Below are 24,337 nucleotides of genomic sequence, written 5' to 3' on the forward strand. Positions count from 1 at the left end.
GTTGACCGCTTGTAACCGGCAAAGCGGACGCCCGCCTCACCGGTGCGGAGGCGGGCGCTGTCGCGGGACGGTCGCGTCTTCTGCGTTTCACGTGGAACATGCCGGACATCAGGGACAGGCGGTCCCCGGGGTCACACAGGCGTGACGGCGAGCGCGTCGACCACGTCCTGGAGGGAACCTCCATGGCTCTCCGCGACCCGCCGCTGTCGCACGGAGCCGCTCCCGTGCCGCTGGACCTCGCTCAGCCAGTCGCTGACCGGCCGGTCGTCGCCGTAGCGGCTGAGGTGCGACTCGACCCGCTTCCACAACTCCTCGATCAGCCGGACGACGGCGGTGGGGGTGCAGTCACGGGTATGGGTGGCGGGCAGGGTGCCGGCCGTCCCGTACCGGGCGGCCTGCCAGCACGCCGCCCTCAGCAGCGCGTCGGGGATCTCGGGAGCGCGCTCACCGGCGCGGACCGCTTCCACGGCGCAGCTGACGAGGGCGCGGACGAGGAGTGCGTAGGCCGCGGTGGTCCCCGGCTCGGGCTGCACATCGGCGACGCGCACCTCGATGGTGGGCAGGTGCGGAGAGGGCCGGACGTGCCAGTAGACCATGCCCGGGTCCATCGCCGCTTCGGTGGCCACGAGCTGGCCGACCAGCTGTTCGTGGTGGGCCGTGTCCCGGAGGTAGGGCGGCGGCCCCGCGGAGGGCCACCGGCCCCAGACCATGGAGCGCCAGCTCGCGTATCCGGTGTCCGCCCCGGCGCTGTACGGCGAGTTGCCGGTGATGGCCAGCAGCAGGGGCATCCAGCCCCGCAGATGGTTGACCGCCCGTACGGCTTCCTCGCGGTCGGCCACGCCGACGTGCACATGGCACGCGTTCACCCCTTGGTCGTGGAGCAGCGGCCCGAAGCGGTCTATGAAGGCGCGATAGCGGGGCTTGTCCACGACGGGCGGCGGGCCGGTTCTGCCGAGTATCGCGGTGCCACTGGGTATGAGCAGGCAGTCGGACTCGGCCGCCGCGGCGGCCGTGCCCCGGCGCAGCCGCAGGATCTCCGCCTCCAGCTCGGCGGCGGTCCGGCACACCGCGCTGACGGTCTCCACCTGGGCCTGCGAGACCTCCGGTGTGACATGGGACGGGCCGAGGCGGTCGAGGGCGGCATGCACCACGGAGGGCGCCCGGTACACGGCGGCCCTGCTGTCCCGGTCGACCAGGATGAACTCCTCCTCCACGCCGACCGTCGGCGGTGCGATCACCTCGGCCGGGACGGTGGGCGTACCGGCGACGGCAGGGGTCACGGCATCAAGCGGCTCAGGCACGTCCAGCCCTTTCGGAAGACTCGGGAGACCGGCATCCACATCCCGCGGGCGTTGCGCGGCTCGTGATCACTCCTGTCGCGCTCGGGGGCGTGAGCCACTCCCAGTCGAACAGCGGGTGGGACCCATCATGGTCGTGCCGCGCCCGTGGGCACGGCAAGCGACTGCCCAGTCACCCTCAGGAAGCACAGACCGTCTCCGACCCGTCCGGGCGGTCATGGCCGAGACCGCGCCGGGCGCGTGCAGGCGCAGGTCCGGATGTCCCGCGGGGACGGTGCGTGGTGCGGGACGGGCCAGTGGTGCGCGTGGGCGGAAGTGCCCCCGATGGCCGAAAAGGGGGACGGGGTGTGGAGAGCGGGCGGTGCGGCAGGGCGCGGGCCGGCGGACCGCCGTGGACCGTGGCCGGGCGAGGACCGGCCCCTGCTGGACACCACCGGCCGCCGGCATCGTCGGGCGGCGGTACGCGGAGGGCAGTCCTCACTCTCGGTGACCCTGCCGAGGCCCCGGCGGCCGACGACTGCTCCCCCCTCGGCCGAGGGCCGGGGATCCGCACATCACGTGGCGCGGTACGCCGAGCCGTCCTGCCCCGTCGCGTTCCGCGCGGCGTCGTCGGCGCGGAAGGTGACCGACTTCCCCGAGAAGCGGGCGGTGAGGCCGTCCGCCGTGGTGGTGACCGACCGCAGGCGCAGCCCGCTCGGGATGTTCCGCAGCTGGACCGGCTTCTCGAAGACCTTGTCCAGCACCGCTCGTCCCGCCTCGGGCAGCAGACCGCCCGTGACCTGGAAGTCCTTGAACGCGATGCGGTTGCCGGGGACGGCCGACACCGTCGTCGTCACGGTGATGTCCTGGCCGGGGAAGAGGGTGATCTTCGCGCTGATCCGGTTCGGCCGACTGCCCTGGGCGACCTCGAACCCGAGGGCGTGGGACACGTCCGCGTAGGACAGCCGGGCGGTCGCCTCCGCCGACCGGGCCCAGGCGGTCCTGTCGTCACCGGACTCCCGCAGCCCCGCGAGCCGCAGGGAGAGTTCGCTCACCGGCAGCCGGCTGGTCGAACCGTCGGCGGGTATGTCGTGCGCGGTGATGTCCACCTGCCGCAGACTGCCGGAGGCCATCTGGGTCAGGACCGGGAAGCCGTGCACCCGCACCTCGGGCGCCGAGGGAGTGTGCATCCCGTCCTGGAACGCCTTCGCCGCCCGGGACTCCACCTGCCCCGCCGTGAAGCGGTCGACGGCGACGAGCGCGACGGCGGTCAGGGCCAGCGCGCCGACGGCGATGACGCCCCGTCGCCGCCTCGTGCGGGGCGCGTGCGCCTCGTCGCGGTCCTGCGTCGTGTACGTGTCGCGCGTGTCGCCGGGCCCGTACGGCTGGTGCTGCTGGGTGCCCTCGTCGCCGTATCCGTGCTGCGGCTGATGCATGTGCTCTCCTTCGGCGGAGTGGGTGGGCCGGGCCCCGAGCGAAACCCGATGCTTGCACACTGGTGAGCAGAAAGTCAGGCCGCACAGCGAAGGCCGTGCGGGCGCCGCGCCTGCTGATCGTCGTCGCGGGTGCCCTTCGCCGCCGTCCGCGCGGCCCGCGCGGAGTCCGCTCGCGGCCCCGGCGGCGGCCGTGCCCGACGCGGGTGAGCCGGTGCAGGATCTGTTCAGTCGGGGGCGGGGGCGGAGACGAGGTCGGTGAGGCGGCGCAGGAGGGTGACGAGCTGGACGCGCTCGGCCGGCGTGAACGCCTCGTAGGCCTCGGCCTGGCGCTCCCGCAGCCGGGTCCGGAGCGCCGCCACCAGCTGGGCCCCGTCGTCGGTGAGGCTGACCAGGACCCGCCGCTCGTCCTCGGCGGACCGGCGCCGCACCACGACGCCCCGCGTCTCCAGCTGCTGGAGCATACGGGTGGCGGTGGGGACGCTGACGCCGGCGCTGCTCGCCAGCCGGCCCACCGGGATGTCCGGCTCCGTCGCCAGCGGTTCGAGCAGGGCGATCTGGGCCAGCGAGAGCCCGCCCAAGCGCTCGGCCCCCGCCGAACGGGCCCGCCGCATGGCGACGAAGAGCGCGTCGGCCGCCTGGGCCATCTCCTCCGCGCCGATCTCGGAGATCTCACCGAACTCGCCGGCCGCGTCGACCTCGCCGGCGTCGTCCGCCGCGATCCGCTCGGCATTGTGCTGTTTGCTCACGAGGGGTAACTTAACAGAGCAATGGTTAGCCACCTAAATATTAGGAGGCGAGAGAATGTCCTCTCCGTACCGTGTCGACGTCCACCAGCACCTCCTCCCGCCGGCCTACCGGGAGGTGATGGACCGCCACGGTGCGACGGCCGGCGGCTGGCCCACGCCGGCCTGGGACGCGGACAGCGCGATCGCGATGATGGACCGCCGGTCGATCGCCACCGGCGTCCTCTCGATCAGCTCGCCCGGCACCCACTTCGGCGACGACGCACAGGCGCGCGCGATCGCCCGCCGCGTCAACGAGTACAGCGCCGAGCTGGCCAGGGACCGGCCGGACCGCTTCGGCTTCTTCGCCTCCCTTCCGCTGCCGGACGTGGACGGCGCCCTGGCCGAAGCCGCCTACGCGCTGGACGAACTGCGCGCCGACGGCGTGGTGCTGATGTCGAACGCGCGGGGCCGCTACCTCGGCGACAGGGAGTTCGAGCCGCTGTGGGCCGAACTCGACGCGCGCGGCGCCGTGGTCTTCATCCACCCCGACGCACCGCCGATGCCCGCGCTGGAGGGCATGCCCAGCCCGCTCCTGGACTTCCCCTTCGACACCACCCGGACCGCCGTGCACATGGCGCTGAACGGCGTGATGAGCCGCCACACCCGGATGAAGGTGATCCTCTCCCACGCCGGCGGCTTCCTGCCCTACGCGGCCTGGCGGTTCACCGCCGGCGCCCGGTTCAACCCCGGCACCACGCCTGCGGGCATCCTGACCGACCTGCGGCGCTTCTACTTCGACACGGCGCTGTCCGCCACACCGACCGCCCTCCCCTCCCTCCTCGCCTTCGCCGCCCCGGGACACATCCTCTACGGCAGCGACTTCCCCTTCGCCCCGGAGGAGGCGGGCCCGCTCCTCGACTCCGTGCTGGACGACTACCAGGGCTTCGCCCCCGGCCAGCTCGACGCCATCGACCGCGGCAGCGCCGAGGCGCTGTTCCCCCGGCTCGCCCGGGCCTGATCACGCGATGCCCCGGTCACACCACCGGTTCCGGGTGCTTGACCGGTGGCACGGCAGGGCAGGACGGACCCATGACCGCACTTCCCAAGGAGATCCGCGAGCGGATCGAGGCCCCGCACATCTGGTACGTCGCCACGGTGGACGCCGACGGCGCTCCGCACGTCAGCCCGATGTGGGTCGGCGTCGACGGCGACCTGGTCTTCTTCAACACCGCCGTCGGACGTGTCAAGGAACGCAATCTCCGCCACGATCCGCGCGTGTCCCTGTCCCAGGCGCACCCCGACAACCCGTACGACCGCATCCAGATCCGCGGCAGGGTGGTCCGTTTCGTCCAGGGACCGGAGGCGGACCGGAACATGGACCGGCTGGCCGCCAAGTACGTCGGCACCGAACGCTTCGAGTGGGCGATCCCGGGCGAACAGCGCGTCGTCGCGTTCGTCGAACCGACGAAGGTGCGGCATGTCGTCGGCGTCGAACCCCTCCCCCCGGGTGCGCCCGGGGCGGGGAACGAGCCCGTGCCCGACGGGGACGCGTACCGGACCCGGGACTGACGCGCCCGGAGCGTGCCGCGGGCGGCCCGGCGGAGGCACCAGAGGCATGCGTAAACCGCTCTGCGGCAAAGGGTGTTCAGGGTTTCGGATCGATGTGCTTCCGGCCGTCGTCCGGCGCCCTCCCGCTCCGTCACGCTGGTCCTCAGGACCGGCGGTGCCGCACCCGCCGGTGACGCAGACCGGGGGTACGGATGGACCCACCGGACTCCGCGAGGGCGTGCTCGCCGTCCGCGCACGGCAGACGCCCGAACCGGCGGGGGAGCAGCAGCTCGCGGCCTGCCGGCAGGGGCGCCTGCCCCGGCACGCGGTGGACGGATGCGCCGATTGCGCGGGCCGGGCCGGCCGGCGACACACATGACCGGGCCCGTACGGGACCCCATGGGCGACCGGAGCCGGCCGGGACGGGACAGCGGTACGGACCGCGGGACAGCGCCGCGGTCCGTACCTCGGGGAGGGCTTGGCCTGGGGAGCGTCAGCCCGTCGTGCCGACCGGGGTCAGCGCGCCCCGCCCGCCTGCGCGAGGGCCTTGGTGAGGCCGTTGGCCCACAGCTGGTTGACCCGGGAGCGCTCGGCGGCGTTCGGGTACCGGTTGGTGCAGGACGTGCCGGGGCCGCCGCCCGACATCAGCTCGCTGCACGGGCCGCTGTAGTGGTCCGGCAGGCCCAGCACGTGCCCGGTCTCGTGGGCGGTGACCCGGATGGAGTCGTACTGCTGGTTCTGCGCGTAGTCCAGGAAGATGTAGCCGCGGCCGTGGCCGTTGGTGGAGGCGTAGGACCCGCGCGAGTCGTTGCCCTCGTAGTAGGTGAAGTCGCCGGTGCCGGAGGTCGCCTGGAGCTTGACGTTCGACACGGAGCTGTTCCAGATGGAGGCCGCGCTCGATATCTGGGAGCGGAAGCTGGGGGCCTGGGCGGCGTTGTAGTAGACGGTCACCACCTTCAGGGAGGGCTGCTCGGCCTGCCGCTCGGCGACCGACTTCAGCACGGCGTCGAAGAACGCCTTGTTGCCGGTGTTCCCGGCCGCGCCCACGTAACCGGCGGTGGCGGTACGGGAGGCGGACGCGACGGTGTCCTGGGCGCTCGCCGGGTTCGCGGTGCCGAGCGCGGCGGAGGCCAGACCGAGGCCGAGCGCCAGGGCCAGAAGCCGTCTGGTGCTCTTCGACCCGGTGCTGGTACGGAACGACGCCATGGGGGGCTCCTACTCGTCCTGTGGGGTTGAACGATCGGTTGCCTGTGAGTCTCGGACAGGCCAACGGGATGGCGGATGATGGCAATCGGGGATAGCACCGGGCTATCACCGGCCGACTCGTCCACTTTCGTTGGACCTTGAACATCTGGTGCGGTCTCCCGTGCCGCCCTACGCTCCCTCCATGGAGCTAGAGGTGAGGCACCTGCGCGTGCTGTGCGCCATAGCCGACACCGGCAGCCTGCACAAAGCGGCCCGTGAACTCGGCCTGGCGCAGCCCTCGTTGAGCACCCAGCTGCGGCGGATCGAGCGCGCGCTGGGCGCTCAGCTCTTCGTGCGGGCCCGCAACGGGTGCAGCCCCACCCCCCTGGGCATGGTGGTGCTGGCGCGGGCCCGGCCGCTGGTCGCGGAGTTCGCCGCGCTCGTCACCGAGACCAGGGCGGCGGCGGCCCGTGCCGCCGGCGGGTTCCAGCTGCGCATCGGCTCCACGGCGAGCAGGGCCATCCCGGGCTGGCTGCGCCTGCTGCGGACACGGCCGTCGCGGGTCGAACCGACCCTGCACATGAGCGTGTCCGCCAACTCCCTGCTGGGCATGGTCGCCGCCGGGCGGCTGGACATGGCCTTCGTGCACGAGGTCGAGGGCAGCCCGCTGCGCATTCCGCCCGGCCTGTGCGTGCGGGTGATGGTCGAGCGCGAACCGCAGTTCGTCACGCTCGCCGCGGACCATCCGGCGGCGGCGCGGCGGGAGATCGGCCTCGCCGACCTGGCCGGCGAGCGCTGGATGGTCGACTCGACGGTCGACGGCGAGTGGGACGCCCTGTGCCGGGTGCTGCGGGCCGCCGGCCTGAACCCCGAGGTGCTGCACGGCGACTACCTCACCGCGTACTCACTGGCCGCCACCGGAGAGGTGGTCACGGTCAGCCAGCCGACCGCCCATCCCCGCCCCGATCTCGCGATCCGTCCCCTGGCCGGCGACCCGATCGGGGTACGGCTGCTGCTCGCGGCCCGTTCGGAGGCGGAACTGGACGACGCCTACCCGGAGTTGGAGGAGGCCTACTGGGCGGTGGCCCATGAGGCACCGGCCTACCGGGAGTGGCTGCGGCGCGCGTACCCGCTCGGCGCACCGGACCGGCCCGACGCACCGGACCCGCCGGACGCGCACCCGTCTCCGGTGGCGTGGCGGCGGCCGGTGCGGGCCGACCTGCGGACCCCGTAGGGCAGCCGCGTCCGGCCGGGACGGTTCACGCGGCCGTGTGTTCGCGCAGGTACGGGCTGATGTGCCGCGGGTCCCTCGTGCAGGGAACGACGGCGTGGAGCACTTCCAGGGTCCGCTCGATGATGTCCGTCCGGTCGTTGACGACCCAGGACAGGTGCTGGGCGCCGAAGAACGCCGAGACCAGTACCCGGGCCAGGGTCTGCGGGGGTGTGTCGTGCTCCAGTTCGCCCGCGGTGCGCGCACTCTGGAACCAGGCGGAGATCAGCGCGGTGTAGTCCTCGAAGGGCAGGGGGAGTTCCACGTCGATCAGCGCCCTTTCGATCTGCAGCCGGGCCCCGGCTTTCATCAACGGCTCGTCGCGCAATGCGGCGGCGGTGCGGAGCAGCAGTTCCGCCACGGAGGCGACCGGCGGCACCGCCAATCGGGCGACGGCGTCGGAGATGGCGGGCAGGCGTGTGTAGAACTCGGTGGTGACGGCGAGCGCCAGGCTTTCCTTGTTGGCGTAGTGAAAGTAGACGGCTCCTTTGGTCATTCCGGAGAGGTCGGCCACGTCATGCATGGTTACGGTCGGGTAGCCACGTTCGGCGAACGCGCGGGCGGCGGCGTGCAGGATGTTCTGCCGGGACCGGATGGCGCGTTCCTGCTTGAGTTCCTTGGCACGCGCGGAAGGGACGTGGCCCATGGCATGGTCGCGGGGCAGTTTCACAAAGGCCTCCCTTGCCTCGTGCTGGTGATCGACAACGCGTCGCGGCGGCTTCTCGCCCCGGCGGACCTCGGGGCGGCTCCCGTCGCCGTCCGCCGTTGGCCGTGGCGCGGACCGCCGGGCAACGGGGGCCGGGGTCTTCGTGGGCGCCGCCCCGGCCGTACGAGCCGGCCGCGGACCCTCCGCGGCAGGCACCGGGGAGCCGGGGACAGGAGCCGTGTGCAGGGGCGAAGACGCCATGATGCGCCGTCGTGGTTTCCGCGCCCGGAAGAGTGGCGTGGTTGCGGCGCCCGGACCGCCCGTCCGACCCTGCCCGGGCAGCGCCGTCGGGCCGGAATCAGGCGGTCCGTCAGCGCGGCCGCCCGGCACCGCGCCCGAGGGACCCGGCTCGCCCGGGGCCCGGCACGGCGGGAGCCGCGCTCGGGTGCGGAGGGCAGGCACAGGCGGCCGGGCGCCCGGTCCGGGCAGGGGCGCGGCATGTGGTGGCGCACGGGTGCGGAAGCGGGCGGCGGCAGGACGGCCATCGACGAGAACCATGTACTCCCAGGTGGCGGAAAACCGTCCTATGCATACAGGACAGAGCCGCCCGGCAAAAGACCGGTCGCCCGAATGGTTTCCTACTTGTCGAAGTGGCCGCGGGCGCACGGCCGTTCACGGGACCGGGCCGGGCGGCGGCCGTCGCTGCGGCCGGTTCGGTCACGGCCGTTGCGGGTGCCGATGCCTGGTCAGGGCGACGGCGAGTGCTCAGGCGGGTGTGCCGCGCGGCCGGGCCGCAGAGCACGGGGGCCCCGTGGAGCCGTTCCTCGGCCGGGCGGCGCCGTCGCCTCTCCGGTGACGGAGCGCCGCCCAGGCCCGGTGGCCGGCGGGCCTCGGCTAGGCGCGGACGCGGGGAGCGGGCAGGGAGGACTCCTGGGCGGCAAGCGCCTCCTGGCCGCCCCCCAGGGCCTGCCACCAAGCCGTGCACAGGAGTTCGGTGAACCGGTCCATACGGCATTCGGGCGTGCTGTAGTAGACGCCGAACATCAGGGCCAGCAGCAGATGCCCCAGCCGCTCGGGTTCCGGCGCCCCGGTCAGCTGGCCCTGCTGGCGGGCCTGTGCCATGAGGCTGGAGACGCTCCCGCGAAGGTCCTGGGCGACCCGGGGGAGCCGTCCATGGGCGCGGGCCGCCTCGCTGGCGAGATGGAAGCCGGCCCGGAACCGCAGATCCGACTGCAACCGCTCGGCGATCCGGACGGCCAGCAGGCGCAGCGTCTCCACCGGTGGGGCGTCGGACCGATCGGCCTGTGCCAGCAGTTCGTGCCAGGCGTGCTCGAACGGACCGGTCAGCTCCTTGGCCAGGAGCCGCTTCGAGGCGAAGTGCGCGTACAACGCACCCTTCGTCATATGGGCCTCCTGGGCCACCCGTTGCAGATTGGCCCCCGTGTAACCGAATCGGACGAACTCCGCCGCCGCCGCGTCCAGTAGTAACTCATGCGTCCTGCGTGCCCTGTCTTGCTTGATCACGATGCCCCTTCGCGCTGCGGGATCGAACGACACATCACCCCCCCAAGAAATCCTTTCTTAACGCCGCGGGGCTCACAAGCGCACTCGGGTGAGCTGTCCGAAACAGACACCGCTGTCCAGAGCCGTATAAAGACAGTGACCGGGTGGTGCGAAGCGGTACCGCCGACTGGCCAGATGACCGCTGTCGCCATGGCTCCGATGAAGGTGTGTGTCCCCGACTCGTCGACACGACGAAGGTGTGTCCGGCCGGGCGGGGAATGCCGGCCTCCGGTGCCGCCCCCGGGGCACGGCCCGGCGGGGTGCGCTGTCCGGCCGCCGACGCCGGTCAGGTACATGGCCCCGCTGTGCGTCACTTCGGGTGCCCGGGTGTTGGCGCAGGTCGCACGGGGAGGTTGGAAAGTCGTCAACTGCTCCGCAGAAATTGACGTTTGAGAAGGTATTTTGTCTGCGGGGCCGATTGCGCATATGCACCGTTCACCGCACCAGCTGCCGGTGCGGGCGATGCGAGGGGGAGAGGTTTCACATGCCGTCAGGCACCTTAGGCGCACCTACGATCGACACACATGAGCTGCGAACCTTCGCTGAGGAGGTCTTCGAACCACTTCAGCGGGCGGACCAGCGCCGATGGGCTCATGCGTATCTCGGCGCCCTGCTGAGTGTGCCAGGCAAGAAGACGCTGCAGCGGCTGGCCAAAGCGGTATCGCCCGCTCCCGCCGCCGCCCACGGGCTGCAGCAGTTCATCAACGCCAGTCCATGGGACTGGGGCCCGGTCCGGCGCAGTCTGGCGCGGACCGTGGCCGGCCGGGGGCTTCCGCGGGCATGGACCGTGAAGGAGCTGACCATTCCCAAGCGAGGTGAGCACTCCGTGGGTGTGCACCGCCGCTTCGACGTGGAGCTGGGGCGCACGGTCAACTGCCAGCTGGCGATGGGCCTCTTCCTGGCCGCGGACATCGGGTGCGTACCGGTGGACTGGAGCCTGCTGCTGGAACGGTCCTGGTGCGCGGACGAGGAACGCCGGGCGCGGGCGCGCATACCCGAGTCCGTCACGGCCCGTCCCGCCTGGAGACACATCCTGGACTTCGCGACGGACGTGGCCGCGAACCCCGGTCTCTCGGGCATCCCATGGGTGCTCGACCTGCGCCGCACCGACGACGCCGGAGCGGTCGTGGAGGGGCTCGCGCGGCGGGGTCTCGACTTCGTCTGCGAGGTGAGTCCGGCGGAACCCGTCGTGCCGGCGTCGGCCGTCGCGTCCGCCGCCGCACTGGGGGAGTTGATGGCTCGCGGCCATATGCGCCAGCCGCAGGTCGTGGTGCGCCAGGCGGCCACGGGCCGGCTGGAACGGCTGACGGTCCACTTCGGGGAGGTCCGCCTCCCCGGACGGGCGGGCGAACCGTCCGGCGTTCCGCGGGTCTACCGCGCCCTGGCACGCCCGTCCGGCGCCGGACGGCTCGGCGTCCGGTACTGGCTCACCAGCCTGACCGACTGGCGGGCCGAGGAGGTGCTCGGACTGGCCCGGCACGCCTCTGCCGTCGAGCCGGCCGTCCGGGACCTGGGGCACTTCGGTGTCCAGGACTTCGAGGGCCGGTCCTTTCCCGGCTGGCACCACCACATGACGATGGCCTCGGCCGCCCACGCCTTCGCCCGGCTGCGGGCGTCGGGCCCGGCCCCGGCCCTCGCGGCACCCGACCGCGCCTGCGCCTGATCCGGCGGCGCGGGCGGACCTGATCCGCCGTGCGACTTCCGCAAGTCGAGGTTGCTCCTCGGCGAGGGACTCACCAAGAATCACCGTGAATCCGCGTGATACGGCCCCGCGTCCCTCCCGATCTTCGATCCCGTCAGCTGCCCATCCGCGTACCCATTGGTACGTAAGTTGTAGTACTTACGAATGGAGATTGCTGTGAACTCAGCCGGCGCCGCGGGCGACATACTCCGCCCGTCCCCGTCCGAGCAGACCCTGGACTGGCTGGCGCGTGTGGAGAAGATCGCGCCCGTCATCGAGGAGAACCGCGAGCGGGCCGAACGCGACCGGGTCACACCTCGCCCCGTGTTCGAGGCCCTGCGCGACGCGCGCATCACGCGCATGTGGGTGTCCGAGGAGTTCGGCGGCGAGCAACTGCCCATCGAGACCGGCTCGGCCGTCGTCCAGGCACTCGCCCGGCTCGATGCCTCCGTGGCCTGGCAGATGGGCGTCCAGGGCGCCATCGGACGGCTGTCCGACTACCTGCCGGAGAGCACGTCCCGGACCCTCTTCAAGGAGAGCGACGGCCTGGTCGTGGGCGGAGTCAACCCCTCCGGCCACGCCGAGGAGGTCGAGGGCGGCTACCTGCTGACCGGCGAGTGGGCGTTCGCCAGCGGCTCGGCCCACGCCGACTGGCTCGTGTGCGCCGCGTTCGTCACCGACGGCGGCGAGGTCCGCCAGACCCCCGCGGGACCCGCGCTGCGCATGCTGTTCGTGCCGCGCTCCGACGCCGAGATCCGCGACACCTGGCACACCGTCGGCCTGCGCGGCACCGGCAGCAACCACTACCGGGTGGAGCGGGTCTTCGTGCCGCGGGAGTTCACCGTAGACGGCGCCGACATGCACCGGCCGCCCGCCGACCGCCCGTCACGCGCCTATGCCATCAGCTACTACGACTTCGGGCCGTTCACCTCCGCCTCCACCGCCCTCGGGGTGGCCCAGGACGCCCTCAACGCCTTCAAGGAACTGGCGGCCCGCAAGACCGCGACCGGCGCGTCCAGCTCCCTGGCCACCAGCCACACGGTCCAGGACCGGCTGGCCCGCGCACAGGCGGACGTACACATCGCACATGTCCTGATCGACCATGCCGCGGCGCAGGTGACCGCGCACGGCACGGACGGCGGCGAGGCCCTGACCTCGCTGGTGCGGCTGACCGCGGCGACGGTCTCCGAGAAGACCACGGCAGCGGTGGACTCGCTGTTCACCCTGGCCGGTGCCACATCCGTGTACGCGACCAGCCGGCTGGAGCGCTGCTTCCGGGACATCCACTCGGCCACGAAACACATCACCCTCTCCGCCTCCCACTTCGAGACGGTCGGGCAGTACCTGCTCGGCGGAGAACTGCGGATGCGGCGCTAGCCGGTCCGTCCGCCACGGCCGGCCCCGGGCGCTCCCGGCGCCCGGCCGGCCCCGTGGCACCCACACGCCCGACCACACCACGTCCCACCACACGACGAGGACCCACTCATGCAGACGATGAAGGCCGTGCAACTCCTCGCCCCGCGCAAGACGGTGCTGGCCGACCTGCCCGTCCCGCCCACCCCGGCGGACGGGCTGCTGATGAAGACGCGCTGCGTCTCGATCTGCTCCACCGACATCTCCTTCTTCGAAGGCCACCTCTTCCCTTCCGAGTACCCGGTGATCCTCGGGCACGAGTACCTCGGGGAGGTCGTCGACATAGGCTCCGCGTTCGACCGGACGGGCACCGACATCTCGATCGGTGACCGGATCGTCTACTGGGGCCAGACGGACTTCGGCGGCTTCGCCGAGTACCGCACCGTCCGGCCGATCTTCTCCGGCCAGGTCAAGGAGGACGTCTTCGACGCCGACCGCAACTTCCACGACGACCGCCGCGCGGCCGCCGTGAAGATCCCCGAGGACATGAGCGACCTCGAGGCCTCCTTCATCGAGCCGGTCACCGGCGCGCTGCGCTCGGTGCTGGCCAACCCGCCGCGGATCGGCGACCGGGTCCTCATCATGGGGACCGGACCCATCGGCGTCATCGCGGGCAGCGTCATCCGACGCCTCCTGGCACCCAACTCCGTGGTCTCGGTGGACTCCAACCCGGCCCGCAACGCCTTCGCCGAGCAGCAGTTCTCCGAGCGGGCCTACCTGCCGGACGAACTGATCGAGAGGGTCGAGGAAGGCACCTTCGACTACGTCTTCGACGCCCTGCCCACCGTCAGGGTCGACGACGAGAACAAGGACCCGCGCCGCGTCGCCATGCGCAAGCTCAAGGCCGGCGGCCGCTACATCCTCTACGGCGCCTCCCAGGAGATGCAGAAGTTCGACACCTGGCTGATGCTCGCCAAGGGCATCACCATCCGGTCGGCGCCCTTCGACGTGACCAGCTTCCCGATGCACCAGAGCGCCAACGTGATCGCCTCCGCGATGCAGATGCTGCGCTCGGGCGTGGTGGACGGCAAGGCACTGCTGTCGACCGTGCACCGGTTCGACGACTACGACGGCCTGGTGGACATCTTCGAGAACTACCGCTCCACCACCGACCTCAAGACCATCGTCGACTTCCGGCGATGAATCCGCTGCCGATGGACGCGGCAAAGGAGGCGCCCGCCCCGCAGGGCGCTTTGCTGCCCGCGTCAGGGGCCGGGCTCGTGGTGGTGGCCAACCGGCTGCCCGTGAGCCTGGAGCAGAGCGCCGGTGACGGTGTCCGGCGCTGGCGGCGCAGCCCCGGCGGCCTGGTGAACGCGCTGGAGCCGTTCCTGCGCACGCACCGGGGTGCCTGGGTGGGCTGGCCCGGAACCGCCGGGCCGGCCGGCACCCCGGCCCACGCGTGGCGGCACGAGGAACTGATCCTGTACCCGGTCGCCCTGAGCGCCGAAGAGGTCGACGGCTTCTACGAGGGCTTCTCCAACGCGACCCTGTGGCCGCTGTACCACGACGTGATCATGCCGCCCCGCTACCGGCGCAGCTGGTGGGACGCGTACGTGCACGTCAACCGCAGATTCGCCCAGGCCACCGCCGACATCAGCGCCCCCGGCGCCACGGTCTGGGTGCAGGACTACCAGCTCCAGCTGGTCCCGGCGATGCTGCGGGAGCTGCGGCCCGACCTGCGGATCGGCTTCTTCCTGCACATCCCGTTTCCGCCGGTGGAGCTGTTCATGCAGGTGCCCTGGCGGACCCAGCTGGTCCAGGGGCTGCTGGGCGCGGACCTCATCGGCTTCCACCGGCCGGGCGGCGCCCGCAACTTCCAGTGGCTCGCCCGGCGGCTGGCCGGGGTGCGGGTGGAACGGCCCGTGTCGGAGGTCGGCGCCGAACCGGGGCTCCTCGGCGTCGCGGAGCCCGAGTCCGGCCGCCGGGTCGTCAAGGTGGGGGCGTTCCCCATCTCCGTCGACGCCGCCGACCTCGACCGGCTGGCGCGGCGCGGGGACGTCCAGCGGCGGGCGGAGCAGATCCGCGCCGAGCTGGGCGACCCGCGCAAGATCATCCTCGGCGTCGACCGGCTCGACTACACCAAGGGCATCGACATCCGGTTGCGCGCCCTGCACGAACTGCTGGCCGAGGGCCGCGTCAGCGCGGAGTCGACCACGATGGTGCAGATCGCCACGCCGAGCCGGGAACGCGTCGACCACTATCTGCGCATGCGGGAGGACATCGAGCGCACCGTCGGCCGGATCAACGGCGAGTTCGGCCGGGTCGGCCGTCCGGCCGTGCACTACCTGCACACCTCGGTCGGCCGCGAGGAACTGGCCGCCCTGTACTGCGCGGCCGACGTCATGCTCGTCACGCCGCTGCGCGACGGCATGAACCTGGTCGCCAAGGAGTACGTCGCCTGCCGGGCCGACCTGCGCGGCGCCCTCGTACTCAGCGAGTTCGCCGGTGCGGCGGCCGAGCTGACCAGCGCGTTCCAGGTCAACCCCTACCATCTGGAAGAGGTCAAGTCCGGCCTGGAGAAGGCCCTGGACATCAGCCGGGCCGAGGCCGGGCGCCGGATGAGGGACCTGCGCGCCCAGGTGCTCGCCCACGATGTGGGGCACTGGGCCCGCTCGTTCCTGACCACGCTCGGCGACCGCACGCCGGTCGGCGAGCCCGCCGCACGGACCGCCTGAGCCTGACACCGGGACACCGCCGCCATGGCAAGGACGCCATGCCCCGCGCGCCGCGCAGCCCCCTGGGCGAGCACGGCTGCCGCCTCGCGGCAGCGCGGCACGACGGGACCGCGCGGCCGTGCCGGGCGGGGCCCCGGCCGTGCGGGCCGCGGGAGGACAGCGAGTGCTCCACGGTCCGGCTCGGCGGCCGGCGCCGCCGGCAAGGCGCCCGCGGGCCCGCCCTGAGGACGGCACGCCGTCCCGGCACCGTCGTACCGCCCACGCTCCACACACGAACGGATCCCTGTATGCCTGTAGACCGGCTCGCCTTCACCCGGACCCTGTCCCGCGCGCCCGCCCCCGTCACCGTGGCCACCACGGCCGACGCGTCCGGGCGGCGGTGGGGCTTCACCGGAAGCTCCTTCTGCTCCCTGTCCCTCGACCCGCCGCTCGTACTGATCTGCCTGGACAAGGGGGCGAGCACGCACGGCGCCTTCACCTCGGCCCCGCACTTCCTCATCAACGTGCTCGCCCACCATCAGAGCGATGTCGCCCTGCGCTTCGCGACCTCGGGCGTGGACCGGTTCGCGGCCGGCGACATGACACCCTGCGAACTCGGGCTGCCCGGACTGCCCGGGGCGACGGCCCGGATCGCCTGCACCACCCACGAGATCCTCGACGGAGGCGATCACAGCATCCTGATCGGCCGGGTCGAGGAGACCCACACGGGCGAGCGCGCCCCCCTCGTCTACAGCGACCGCGTGTTCGCCCGGCCCGTGCCGAACGACCAGATGGCCGCGACGAGATGACCCGGGCCCCGGCCGTGCTCCGGCTCGCGGTGCTGGGCACGGACCACGTCCACCTGCCGGACTACCTCGACGTGCTGGCCGCCGACCCCCGGGCCGCGCTGGCCGCCGTCTACAGCGGCCGGCGCTCACCCGTGGCAGGGGTCCGGCCCGCACTGAGCGCGGCCGAGGCGCTGGCCGGGGCCGACGCGGCCGTGGTCGTCTCCACCACCGCGCGCCACGCCGAGCTGCTGCGGGACATCGTCGCTGCGCGTGTCCCGGCCCTGGTCGAGAAGCCGTTGGCGGCCTCGGCCGCGGAGACCGGCCGGCTGGCGGCGCTGCTCGCGGCGGCCGAGCAGCCGGTCACCACCGCCATGTTCCTCAGATGTGCGCCCGAGCTGAGACATGTGCGTGCCCTGCTGGCCGAGCGCGCGCTGGGCGAACTGGCCGGCGTGCACCTCCGGTTCACACATCCGGGACTGCTCGACGGCGCCTTCACCGGCGCCGCCGGGTGGATGCTGGAGGAACGGCACGGCGCGGCGGGCGCCTTCGCCGACCTCGCGGTCCATCTCGTGGACCTGCTGGGGTGGTGGGACCCGTCGGCCGGCCTGCGGGTGCGCGGCGCCTCGTACCTCTGCCGTCCCGGGAGTGCCTTGAACGCGGGCGGCGCGGCGGTCCTGTCCTGGGGCGGCGTACCGGTGACGCTCCAGGCGGGCTGGACGTCCCGCCCCGGCGGGATGCTCCTGCACATCGAGGGGACGCGGGAGAGTGTGACGGTCGAGCCGCGGCTCCGGGCCGGCGCCGCGCTGGAGGCCTTCCTCGGTCAGCTCACAGGAGAGGTCCGGTGGGAGCCCCCGACCGCCCGGGAGATCGTCCGAGCCGCACGTGTCCTGGACGCCGTCGACCGGGCCGCCCGCGCGGAGCCGGGGTGACACCACCTGTCCCACCTCCCGAAGTCGTCGTGGTTCGGCCGCACCCCCCTGGAGAGCGTTCGTACATCCTCGTACCGTCGAAGCGAGTCGAGTCACACGTCACCGATGAACGACCGGAGGACATCCATGACTTCGCCCCTCACGCCGACCCCGCTGATGGATCTGACCCTCGGCGTCTACGCCTTCAAGGCGCTCGGACTGGCCACGGAGCTCGAACTGTTCACCGAGCTCGCCGGGGGCGGCGGCACGACCCTCGCGGGCTTCGCCGCACGGCACGGGACAGCCGAGCGTCCCGCGGAGCTGCTGCTGACCGCGCTCGTCTCCCTCGACCTGCTGCGCCTGGACGACGACGGTGCGTACCACAACACCCCGTTGTCCGAGGAGTTCCTGGTCAAGGGGAAGCCGCGGTACTTCGGCGGCTGGGTGACGCTGGTCGACAAGCACGAGTACCCCGCCTACATCAAGATGCTCGACTCGCTGCGCGGCAACCGCCCCCACACCTGGGACGTGGAGAACCAGAAGTCGCTGTTCCAGTCGGACGACCCGGTGGTCAAGGAGCACTTCTGGGACGCCATGCACTCGCTGTCGGCGTACACCGCGGGCCAGCTCGGCGAGCACTTCGACTTCACCTCGGTCAAGACGCTGCTGGACGTGGGCGGCGGCGGTGCCGCGTACGACATCGAGCTGTGCAACCGCTATCCGCACCTCAAGGCGACCGTCTTCGACCTGCCGTTCGTGTGCGAGCTGACCGAGCCGCGGGTCGCCAAGGCAGGCCTCGCGGACCGGATCTCCTTCGCCTCCGGCGACTTCTTCGAGGTCGGCGGTGTGCCGAGCGGCTACGACGCGATCCTGCTCTCCAACATCCTGCACGACTGGGGCGTTCAGGACGCGCGCAAGATCCTGCGGTCCTGTGCGGAGGCGCTGCCCTCCGGCGGCGTCCTGCTCATCACGGAGTCCTTCGTCGGCGACGACAAGCGCGGTCCCGCGCCCGCGGCGCTGATGAGCCTGAACATGCTCGTGGAGACATGGGGGCGGAACTACACCGCCGCCGAGTACTCGGCCTGGATGGAGGAGTTCGGCCTCAAGCCGGAAGGCGTCACGCCGTTCGAGGGCCAGGGAGCCAACGGGGTGCTGGTCGCCCGCAAGCCCTGACCGGCCTCCGGCACATCTGCCGCACCGCACCACCGGCCCGATCGGCGCCGGCCGGGCGGGTGGGAGCTACCGGAGACGTGTCGCCGTCCGGATGAGGTCGGCGACGGCTCTGGAGCGGCTGTGCGGCGGCCAGGCGATCACCGTGGTGACTGCCGGCGCGTCCAGCACGGGCACGGCGGCGAGGTCACCGTGCAGTTGGGCTCGGCACGACTCCGGTGAGACCGCACAGGCACGGCCGAGCGCGACGAGCTGCAACAACTGTGCGTGGTCACGGACCCGCGGGCCGGGACCGGGCGGGTAGGTGCCGTCGGGGTCGGGCCAGCGGGGGAGGGGCAGGCCCGGCAGCCCGGTGATGTCGGCCATGCGCACATGGGCCCGGGCGGTGAGCGGATGCCCGGCCGGCAGCACCACGACCTGACTCTCCGTGCTGAGCTCTTCGGTGTGGAATCCGGCCGTCGAGTCGAACGGCCGGTGCAGCAGCGCCACGTCGGCCCGGCCCTCGCGCAGGAGTCGTTCCTGCTCGGCCGGACCGCACAGGAGGACGTCGACGGGGACCGCGCCTGGTTCGGCGGCGTAGGCGTCGAGCAGTCTCGCCAGCAGTTCTCTGGACGCGCTGGCCTTCGTGACCAGGACCAGGCCGGGGCGGCCGGTCACGGAGCGGGCGGCGCGGCGGGTGCGACGCTCCGCGGCCTCGACCGCGTCGAGCGCCGCCCGGCCCTCGACCAAGAGCACCGATCCGGCCTCGGTCAGCGTGACCGTGCGACTGGTCCGGTCCAACAGCACCGCCCCCAGCCGGCGTTCGAGCCGCTGGATCGCCCGTGACAACGGCGGCTGCGCCATCCCGAGCCGCTGCGCGGCACGCCCGAAGTGCAGCTCTTCGGCGACAGCGACGAAATACCGCAGTTCCCGGGTCTCCATCCGGCCACGCTATCCCGGATCGATACCCTCACGGTATCGCCGCGCACTCGATCGGTCTTGGACCCCGGCCGAGGCCCCCAGGCAGCATCGTCCCCATGACTGAACGGACGATCGCGCTGGTCACCGGCGCGAACAAGGGAATCGGCTACGAGATCGCCGCGGGCCTCGGTGCCCTCGGCTGGAGCGTCGGTGTCGGCGCCCGCGACGACCGGCGCCGAAGCGCCGCGGTGGAGAAACTGCGCGCCGCCGGCATCGACGCGTTCGCCGTACCGCTGGACGTGACCGACGACGCGAGCGCGACCGCCGCCGCACGGCTGATCGACGAACGGGCCGGACGCCTCGATGTGCTCGTCAACAACGCCGCCATCGCAGGCGACATGCCGCAGGAGCCCACCCGGATCGACCCCGCGACCATCCACACGGTCATGGACACCAACGTGATCGGCGTCGTCCGCGTCACCAACGCGATGCTGCCGCTGCTGCGCCGCTCCGCCGCACCGCGGATCGTGAACATGTCCAGCAGCGTCGGCTCCCTCACCCGGCAGTCAGGACCCGACGCCGAGCAGACGGCAGGCCCGGTGTCCGCGGCGTACGCGCCGTCGAAGACGTTCCTGAACGCCGTCACCCTCCAGTACGCCCGGGAGCTGAGCGGCACGAACATCCTGATCAACTCCGGCTGCCCCGGCTACGTCGCCACCGACCTCAACGGCTTCCGCGGCGTGCGCACCCCCGAAGAGGGCGCGGCGATCGCCGTCGAACTCGCGACCCTGCCCGACGACGGCCCCACCGGACAGTTCTTCGACGACGCCGGCGTAGTGCCCTGGTGACGCGCGCGGCGGCCCTCACCCGCCAGGCTGATGCCGCTGCGCCCACGCAAGGCCGCTGACCTGATCGCTCAGGTCAGCGGCCTCCTCGCAACAGACACCCTGCTGTGGGCCGACACCGCTGGGGCGGCCGGCCCGTCATGCGCTCGCCGGCCGCCCATGACCACTGGCCCTTCGCACCCTTCGCCTAGTCGGCGGGGCGCTCCCGGGCCCGTGCCGCGACGGCGGGGTGCACCGGGGGCTCGGCGACCCCGGCGGGCCGCTGGTTGGCGAACTCCTTGCGCAGCACCTGAACCACCTCACCGAGCATGTCCAGTTGCTCCAGCACGGTCTTGAGCGGCAGTCCGGCGTGGTCCATGTTGAACATCTGCCGTTGGTAGTCGCCGAAGTACTCACGGAAGCGCAGGGTCTTCTCGATCACCTGCTGCGGACTGCCCACGGACAGCGGAGTGATCTCCATGAAGTCCTCGAGGGACGGCCCGTGCCCGTACACCGGCGCGTTGTCGAAGTACGGCCGGAACTCCCTGATGGCGTCCTGTGACTTCTTGCGTATGAAGGCCTGCCCGCCGAGCCCGACGACGGCCTGGTCGGGGCGGCCGTGCCCGCTCTGCGCGTAGTGGTGCCGGTAGATGTGGATCAGGTCCTGGAAGTGTTCCTTCGGCCAGAGGATGTTGCTGGCGAAGAACCCGTCGCCGTAGTGGCCGGCCTGCACGGCGATCTCGGGGCTGCGGATCGAGCCGTGCCAGACGAACGGGGGTACGCCGTCCAGCGGCCGCGGCGTGGCGGTGAACTGGGTCAGCGGGGTACGGAACTTGCCGTGCCAGTCGACCACGTCCTCGCGCCAGAGCCGGTGCAGCAGCGCGTAGTTCTCCAGGGCGAGGGGGATGCCGAGCCGGATGTCCTGGCCGAACCACGGGTAGACGGGGGCGGTGTTGCCCCGGCCGAGCACCAGGTCGACGCGTCCGTCGGCCAGGTGCTGTAGGAACGCGTAGTCCTCCGCGATCTTCACCGGGTCGTTCGTGGTGATCAGGGTGACCGCGGTGGAGAGGATGATCCGCTCCGTGCGCGCGGCGACGTACCCGAGCAGGGTGGTCGGCGACGAGGGCACATGGGGCGGGTTGTGGTGCTCGCCGGTGGCGAAGACGTCGAGCCCGACCTCCTCCGCCTTGACCGCGACCCGGACCATGGCCTTGATCCGCTCGTGTTCGGTCGGCACCCGCCCGGTGGTCGGGTCCGGGGTGACATCGCCGACGCTGTAGATCCCGAATTGCATGGTGCGGCTCCTCACAGGTGTGGCGGTGACGACGGGTCGTGATGCCGCGCACCGGCTGTGGGGGAGGCGTGAGCCATGCCGATCCCGGATGATGCGCAGGTCAGGTGATGGAACGGGCCTGTCCGCCGGCGGGCGTGGAACGCGTGGCCTTCTCGAGCACCTCGTCGTCCACGGCCCCCGCCAGGATGGCGTCCAGCAGCCCCGGGTAGCGCGCGTCGAGATCCTCGCGCCGCAGTGACAGCAGGTTCTCCCTGCCGGAGGGGTGCTGCCAGATGACACCGCTCTCGCGCAGCACGCGCCAGTGATGCGTCATCGTCGACTTGGCTGTGATCCCCAGGATTCCCAGTACGCTGCCGCAGTTGTGCTCTCCGCCCGCGTCGAGCACACGGACGACGGCGAGTCGTACGGGACTGCCCAGCGCGGACAGCACGCTCTCGATCCGAATCTGGTCGCGGTCTGGATGGCGGCTCATATTCCCACAGTACCGCTACATACATACTTTCCATCCCCGGGTGGCGGCCGGGCCGGTCCCTGCCTTCTCTCCGGGTGCCGGAGCCATGGCGTAACACGCCCGTCCACGCCCCCGGGAGGCTTGTCGCCTGCATGAATCCCCTCTCGGTGCACCCGCGCCGGGCCGGATCGGCCGACGCGGCCCAATGGTTCGACTGTACTAAGGTTGCCGAACTAAGCAACGTACGTAAGAATACGAACAGTCGTAACGAAGCGGCGGCGTTCCGCGGTTGCCGGATATCCGCTCAAGCTCCGAGAACCACACCACCGGATCCCGAAGGGGCGCTCTGTCATGTCCTCTACATCCGCGCTGCACCGGGGGAGCACGGGCGGCGTCCCGCGTCACCTGGGCTGGACCTTGGCGCTGCTGGCCCTGGCACAGCTGCTGTACGGCCTCGATCTGAACATCGTGTTCGTGGCGCTGCCCGAGATCGGCAAGGATCTCGGCTTCCCCGGGCAGACCCAGCAACTGGTGGTCAGTGCCTACGTCGTCTTCGCCGGCGGCTTCCTGCTGTTCGGCGGGCGTGCGGCCGACCTGCTGGGCCGGCGCAGGATGTTCGTCCTCGCCCTGTCCCTGTACGCGGTGTCGTCGCTGGCCGGTGGCCTCGCGCCCAGCCCCGAGATCATCGTCGTGGCCCGCGCCGTCCAGGGCATCGCGGGCGCCCTGCTGCTGCCGTCCACGCTCTCGCTGATCAACACGCTCTTCGAGGAAGGTCCCAAGCGGAACCGGGCCCTCGCGGTCTGGGGCGGCGCCGGCGCCAGCGGTCTGACCATCGGCGCGCTCCTGGGCGGCATCCTGACGGAGAACTTCGGCTGGCCCGCGGTCTTCTACGTCAATGTGCCCTTCGGCGGCCTCGTCGCTCTCGCCGCGCTGTTCGTCATCCCGCGCGACCCCGCCCGCACCGAGCGCCGCAAGTTCGACCTCCCGGGCTCCCTCAGTGTCACCGGCGGTGCGACGCTGCTGGTGTTCGGCCTCGTCGAGGGCCCCGAACGGGGCTGGGGCGACGGTCTCGTGGTGGGCGCGTTCATCGTCTCCGCGCTGCTGCTGGCGCTCTTCGCCGTGGTCGAGAACCGCAGTTCCGATCCGCTGATGCCGTTCCGGCTCTTCCACAACCGCAACCTCACCGTGGGCATGCTCGTCACCTTCCTCTACATGGCGACCTTCGGCGTCCTGCCGTACTTCCTCACGGTCCTGATGCAGAGCGTGCACGGATACAGCGCCCTGCAGACCGGCCTTGGCTTCCTGATCCCGTCGCTCGCCATCGCCACCGGCACCCAGCTCGGGGAGCGGTTCGCCAGCCGGATCGGCACCCGCACCACCCTGATCATCGGCTTCGTCGTCGGCCTGATCGGCACGGTCGCCCTCGCTTTCGGGTTCGACGCCGACGCGAACTACGGTCTGCTGGTGCCCGGCCTGATCATCTCCGGTGTCGGCCAGGGCATCGTCTGGACCGCGATGTGGATCGCCGCCGCGACCGGCACCGCGCCGCAGGAGCAGGGCGTGGCCAACGGCATCGCCTCCACCGCCCTCAACATCGGCAACGCCATCGGCCTCGCGGTCTTCACCGTGATCGCCGAGGTCGGCACGGAGGGCAAGGCCGGCCAGGCGCTGAAGGCGGCCAAGGCGGACGGTGAGTTCCTGGTGGTGATGCTCACCGCGGCGGGCATGGTCGCCGGCCTGCTCGTCACGCTCGTCCTGAGGCGGCAGCAGGCGCCCGCGCCCGCCCCCGCACCCGGTGGCGAAGAGGCCCTCGCGGCCCGCTGATCTCCGGACGGCGGGTCCCCCGGGGGCCGGTAATCCCCCGCCCGGCTCCCACCCGCCGTCCGGTTCCCTTCCCTCCCTGCACTCGGTGCAGCGGCCCGGCACGTTTCCGGCCGCGGCGAGGTCTGCGCCTGCCGCCGCCTGATGTGCCGGGCCGCTGCCGGCATGTGCGGGGCTCGGGCGCATCACCAGGGAACCGCCCTGCCGCCGCGCCGCCGAACTCGGCTGCGCCCTGACCGCCGCCGTCCTCGAAGCCGCCGCAACGCAGGAGTAGAAGCGCGTGGCGGCGGACCCTCTCGGCCTCGTCGGCCAGACCTACGGCCGGACAGCGCGCGCCGAGCTGGAGCCCCTGCTGGCGGGCCTGTCATGAGCGACGGGCGGCGCCCGATGCGGCGGTCCCCGGCATCAGGCCCCGGACCCGCACACCGCAAGAGCGGATCGGCTGACACCTCCGGCTCACGGTGCCGCGACGGCGTGTTCGGTCTCGATGACGGTCGCGCCCGCCACCCGCCGGTGCAGGTGGCCGGCGCGCTCGGCCAGGTTCCGCTCCATCCTGGCCGCAGTTCGGTCTCGTCGGCGAAGGCGATCCGCGCAGGGCTCACGAGGACGGACCCCGTCACGGCGGCGCACCGTCCCTCTCGGATTCTCCGGCCGCCGTGCGACGGATCCGTACGGCCCGGACGTCGCCCGTGCCACGGAAACGGCGGTGCGATGTGCGCGCCGCGCCGCTACGCTGGCACACATGATCACGCTTTCGCCCCAGCACCCGATGATGCCCCGCCG

Annotated in this window: 21 protein-coding genes; 12 read left to right on the forward strand and 9 right to left on the reverse strand. The window is 72.0% G+C overall.

Annotated elements, in window-relative coordinates:
- Positions 1 to 131: 131 nt before the first annotated feature.
- From ACF073_RS22655 to ACF073_RS22665, 3 genes are all read right to left on the reverse strand, one after another.
- Positions 132 to 1,301 (reverse strand): glutamate--cysteine ligase, encoded by a 1,170-nt coding sequence (locus ACF073_RS22655; protein WP_392072664.1) that lies wholly within the window; start codon positions 1,299 to 1,301, stop codon positions 132 to 134.
- Between the two features lie 551 nt (positions 1,302 to 1,852).
- Positions 1,853 to 2,713, reverse strand: a complete 861-nt coding sequence (locus ACF073_RS22660) for a DUF2993 domain-containing protein (RefSeq protein WP_392072666.1) — start codon at positions 2,711 to 2,713, stop codon at positions 1,853 to 1,855.
- 224 nt (positions 2,714 to 2,937) lie between these two features.
- Complete coding sequence (locus tag ACF073_RS22665; protein ID WP_392072668.1) at positions 2,938 to 3,459, reverse strand: MarR family winged helix-turn-helix transcriptional regulator; 522 nt, start codon at positions 3,457 to 3,459, stop codon at positions 2,938 to 2,940.
- A 55-nt stretch (positions 3,460 to 3,514) separates the two neighbouring features.
- Here ACF073_RS22665 and ACF073_RS22670 point away from each other — a divergent pair, with 55 nt between their 5' ends.
- Positions 3,515 to 4,456: an amidohydrolase family protein gene (locus tag ACF073_RS22670; RefSeq protein WP_392072670.1), complete on the forward strand. Its 942-nt coding sequence runs from the start codon at positions 3,515 to 3,517 to the stop codon at positions 4,454 to 4,456.
- Between the two features lie 71 nt (positions 4,457 to 4,527).
- Positions 4,528 to 5,007, forward strand: a complete 480-nt coding sequence (locus ACF073_RS22675; protein WP_392072672.1) for a PPOX class F420-dependent oxidoreductase — start codon at positions 4,528 to 4,530, stop codon at positions 5,005 to 5,007.
- A 495-nt stretch (positions 5,008 to 5,502) separates the two neighbouring features.
- Here ACF073_RS22675 and snpA read toward each other — a convergent pair whose 3' ends face one another.
- Positions 5,503 to 6,192, reverse strand: a complete 690-nt coding sequence (gene snpA / locus ACF073_RS22680; protein WP_392072674.1) for a snapalysin — start codon at positions 6,190 to 6,192, stop codon at positions 5,503 to 5,505.
- Positions 6,193 to 6,373: 181 nt separating this feature from the next.
- On the opposite strand from snpA, the gene ACF073_RS22685 reads away from it, so the two are divergent.
- On the forward strand, positions 6,374 to 7,405 hold the full coding sequence (locus ACF073_RS22685; protein ID WP_392072676.1) for a LysR family transcriptional regulator: 1,032 nt from the start codon (positions 6,374 to 6,376) through the stop codon (positions 7,403 to 7,405).
- Positions 7,406 to 7,430: 25 nt separating this feature from the next.
- Here the strand turns inward: ACF073_RS22685 and ACF073_RS22690 are convergent, their stop codons facing one another.
- Positions 7,431 to 8,111, reverse strand: a complete 681-nt coding sequence (locus ACF073_RS22690) for a ScbR family autoregulator-binding transcription factor (RefSeq protein ID WP_392072678.1) — start codon at positions 8,109 to 8,111, stop codon at positions 7,431 to 7,433.
- An 870-nt stretch (positions 8,112 to 8,981) separates the two neighbouring features.
- Entirely contained in the window at positions 8,982 to 9,611 is a 630-nt protein-coding gene (locus ACF073_RS22695; RefSeq protein ID WP_392072681.1) for a TetR family transcriptional regulator, read from the reverse strand.
- Positions 9,612 to 10,134: 523 nt separating this feature from the next.
- Here ACF073_RS22695 and ACF073_RS22700 point away from each other — a divergent pair.
- The 7 genes from ACF073_RS22700 to ACF073_RS22730 all read left to right on the forward strand — a co-directional run bounded on the left by ACF073_RS22700 (position 10,135) and on the right by ACF073_RS22730 (position 18,267).
- Positions 10,135 to 11,313 (forward strand): IS701 family transposase, encoded by a 1,179-nt coding sequence (locus ACF073_RS22700; protein WP_392072683.1) that lies wholly within the window; start codon positions 10,135 to 10,137, stop codon positions 11,311 to 11,313.
- Positions 11,314 to 11,508: 195 nt separating this feature from the next.
- A complete protein-coding gene (locus ACF073_RS22705; RefSeq protein WP_392072685.1) occupies positions 11,509 to 12,708 on the forward strand; it encodes an acyl-CoA dehydrogenase family protein in 1,200 nt (399 codons plus the stop codon).
- A gap of 108 nt (positions 12,709 to 12,816) precedes the next feature.
- On the forward strand, positions 12,817 to 13,887 hold the full coding sequence (locus ACF073_RS22710; RefSeq protein WP_392072687.1) for a zinc-binding dehydrogenase: 1,071 nt from the start codon (positions 12,817 to 12,819) through the stop codon (positions 13,885 to 13,887).
- On the forward strand, positions 13,884 to 15,419 hold the full coding sequence (locus ACF073_RS22715) for a trehalose-6-phosphate synthase (RefSeq protein ID WP_392072689.1): 1,536 nt from the start codon (positions 13,884 to 13,886) through the stop codon (positions 15,417 to 15,419). Before ACF073_RS22710 ends, ACF073_RS22715 begins: the two co-directional genes overlap by 4 nt.
- 287 nt (positions 15,420 to 15,706) lie before the next feature.
- The gene (locus ACF073_RS22720; RefSeq protein ID WP_392072692.1) at positions 15,707 to 16,207 is read left to right on the forward strand and encodes a flavin reductase family protein; all 501 of its coding nucleotides are present in this window, start codon (positions 15,707 to 15,709) and stop codon (positions 16,205 to 16,207) included.
- The gene (locus tag ACF073_RS22725) at positions 16,204 to 17,115 is read left to right on the forward strand and encodes a Gfo/Idh/MocA family protein (protein WP_392072694.1); all 912 of its coding nucleotides are present in this window, start codon (positions 16,204 to 16,206) and stop codon (positions 17,113 to 17,115) included. Before ACF073_RS22720 ends, ACF073_RS22725 begins: the two co-directional genes overlap by 4 nt.
- Before the next feature lie 126 nt (positions 17,116 to 17,241).
- Positions 17,242 to 18,267: a methyltransferase gene (locus tag ACF073_RS22730; RefSeq protein ID WP_392072696.1), complete on the forward strand. Its 1,026-nt coding sequence runs from the start codon at positions 17,242 to 17,244 to the stop codon at positions 18,265 to 18,267.
- 66 nt (positions 18,268 to 18,333) lie between these two features.
- Here ACF073_RS22730 and ACF073_RS22735 read toward each other — a convergent pair whose 3' ends face one another.
- On the reverse strand, positions 18,334 to 19,185 hold the full coding sequence (locus ACF073_RS22735; RefSeq protein WP_392072698.1) for a LysR family transcriptional regulator: 852 nt from the start codon (positions 19,183 to 19,185) through the stop codon (positions 18,334 to 18,336).
- A gap of 95 nt (positions 19,186 to 19,280) precedes the next feature.
- Between ACF073_RS22735 and ACF073_RS22740 the strand changes: the two genes are divergently transcribed.
- Positions 19,281 to 20,012, forward strand: coding sequence for an SDR family oxidoreductase (locus ACF073_RS22740; RefSeq protein ID WP_392072700.1), 732 nt, complete (start codon positions 19,281 to 19,283; stop codon positions 20,010 to 20,012).
- A 184-nt stretch (positions 20,013 to 20,196) separates the two neighbouring features.
- Here ACF073_RS22740 and ACF073_RS22745 read toward each other — a convergent pair whose 3' ends face one another.
- Positions 20,197 to 21,282 (reverse strand): LLM class flavin-dependent oxidoreductase, encoded by a 1,086-nt coding sequence (locus tag ACF073_RS22745; protein ID WP_392072702.1) that lies wholly within the window; start codon positions 21,280 to 21,282, stop codon positions 20,197 to 20,199.
- Positions 21,283 to 21,382: 100 nt separating this feature from the next.
- The gene (locus ACF073_RS22750) at positions 21,383 to 21,754 is read right to left on the reverse strand and encodes an ArsR/SmtB family transcription factor (protein WP_392072704.1); all 372 of its coding nucleotides are present in this window, start codon (positions 21,752 to 21,754) and stop codon (positions 21,383 to 21,385) included.
- 330 nt (positions 21,755 to 22,084) lie between these two features.
- Between ACF073_RS22750 and ACF073_RS22755 the strand changes: the two genes are divergently transcribed.
- Positions 22,085 to 23,557: an MFS transporter gene (locus ACF073_RS22755; protein ID WP_392072705.1), complete on the forward strand. Its 1,473-nt coding sequence runs from the start codon at positions 22,085 to 22,087 to the stop codon at positions 23,555 to 23,557.
- Positions 23,558 to 24,337 lie beyond the last annotated feature (780 nt).

Origin of the sequence: Streptomyces sp. NPDC015171 (genome assembly GCF_043079545.1) — a bacterium.
Taxonomy (GTDB): Bacteria; Actinomycetota; Actinomycetes; order Streptomycetales; family Streptomycetaceae; genus Streptomyces.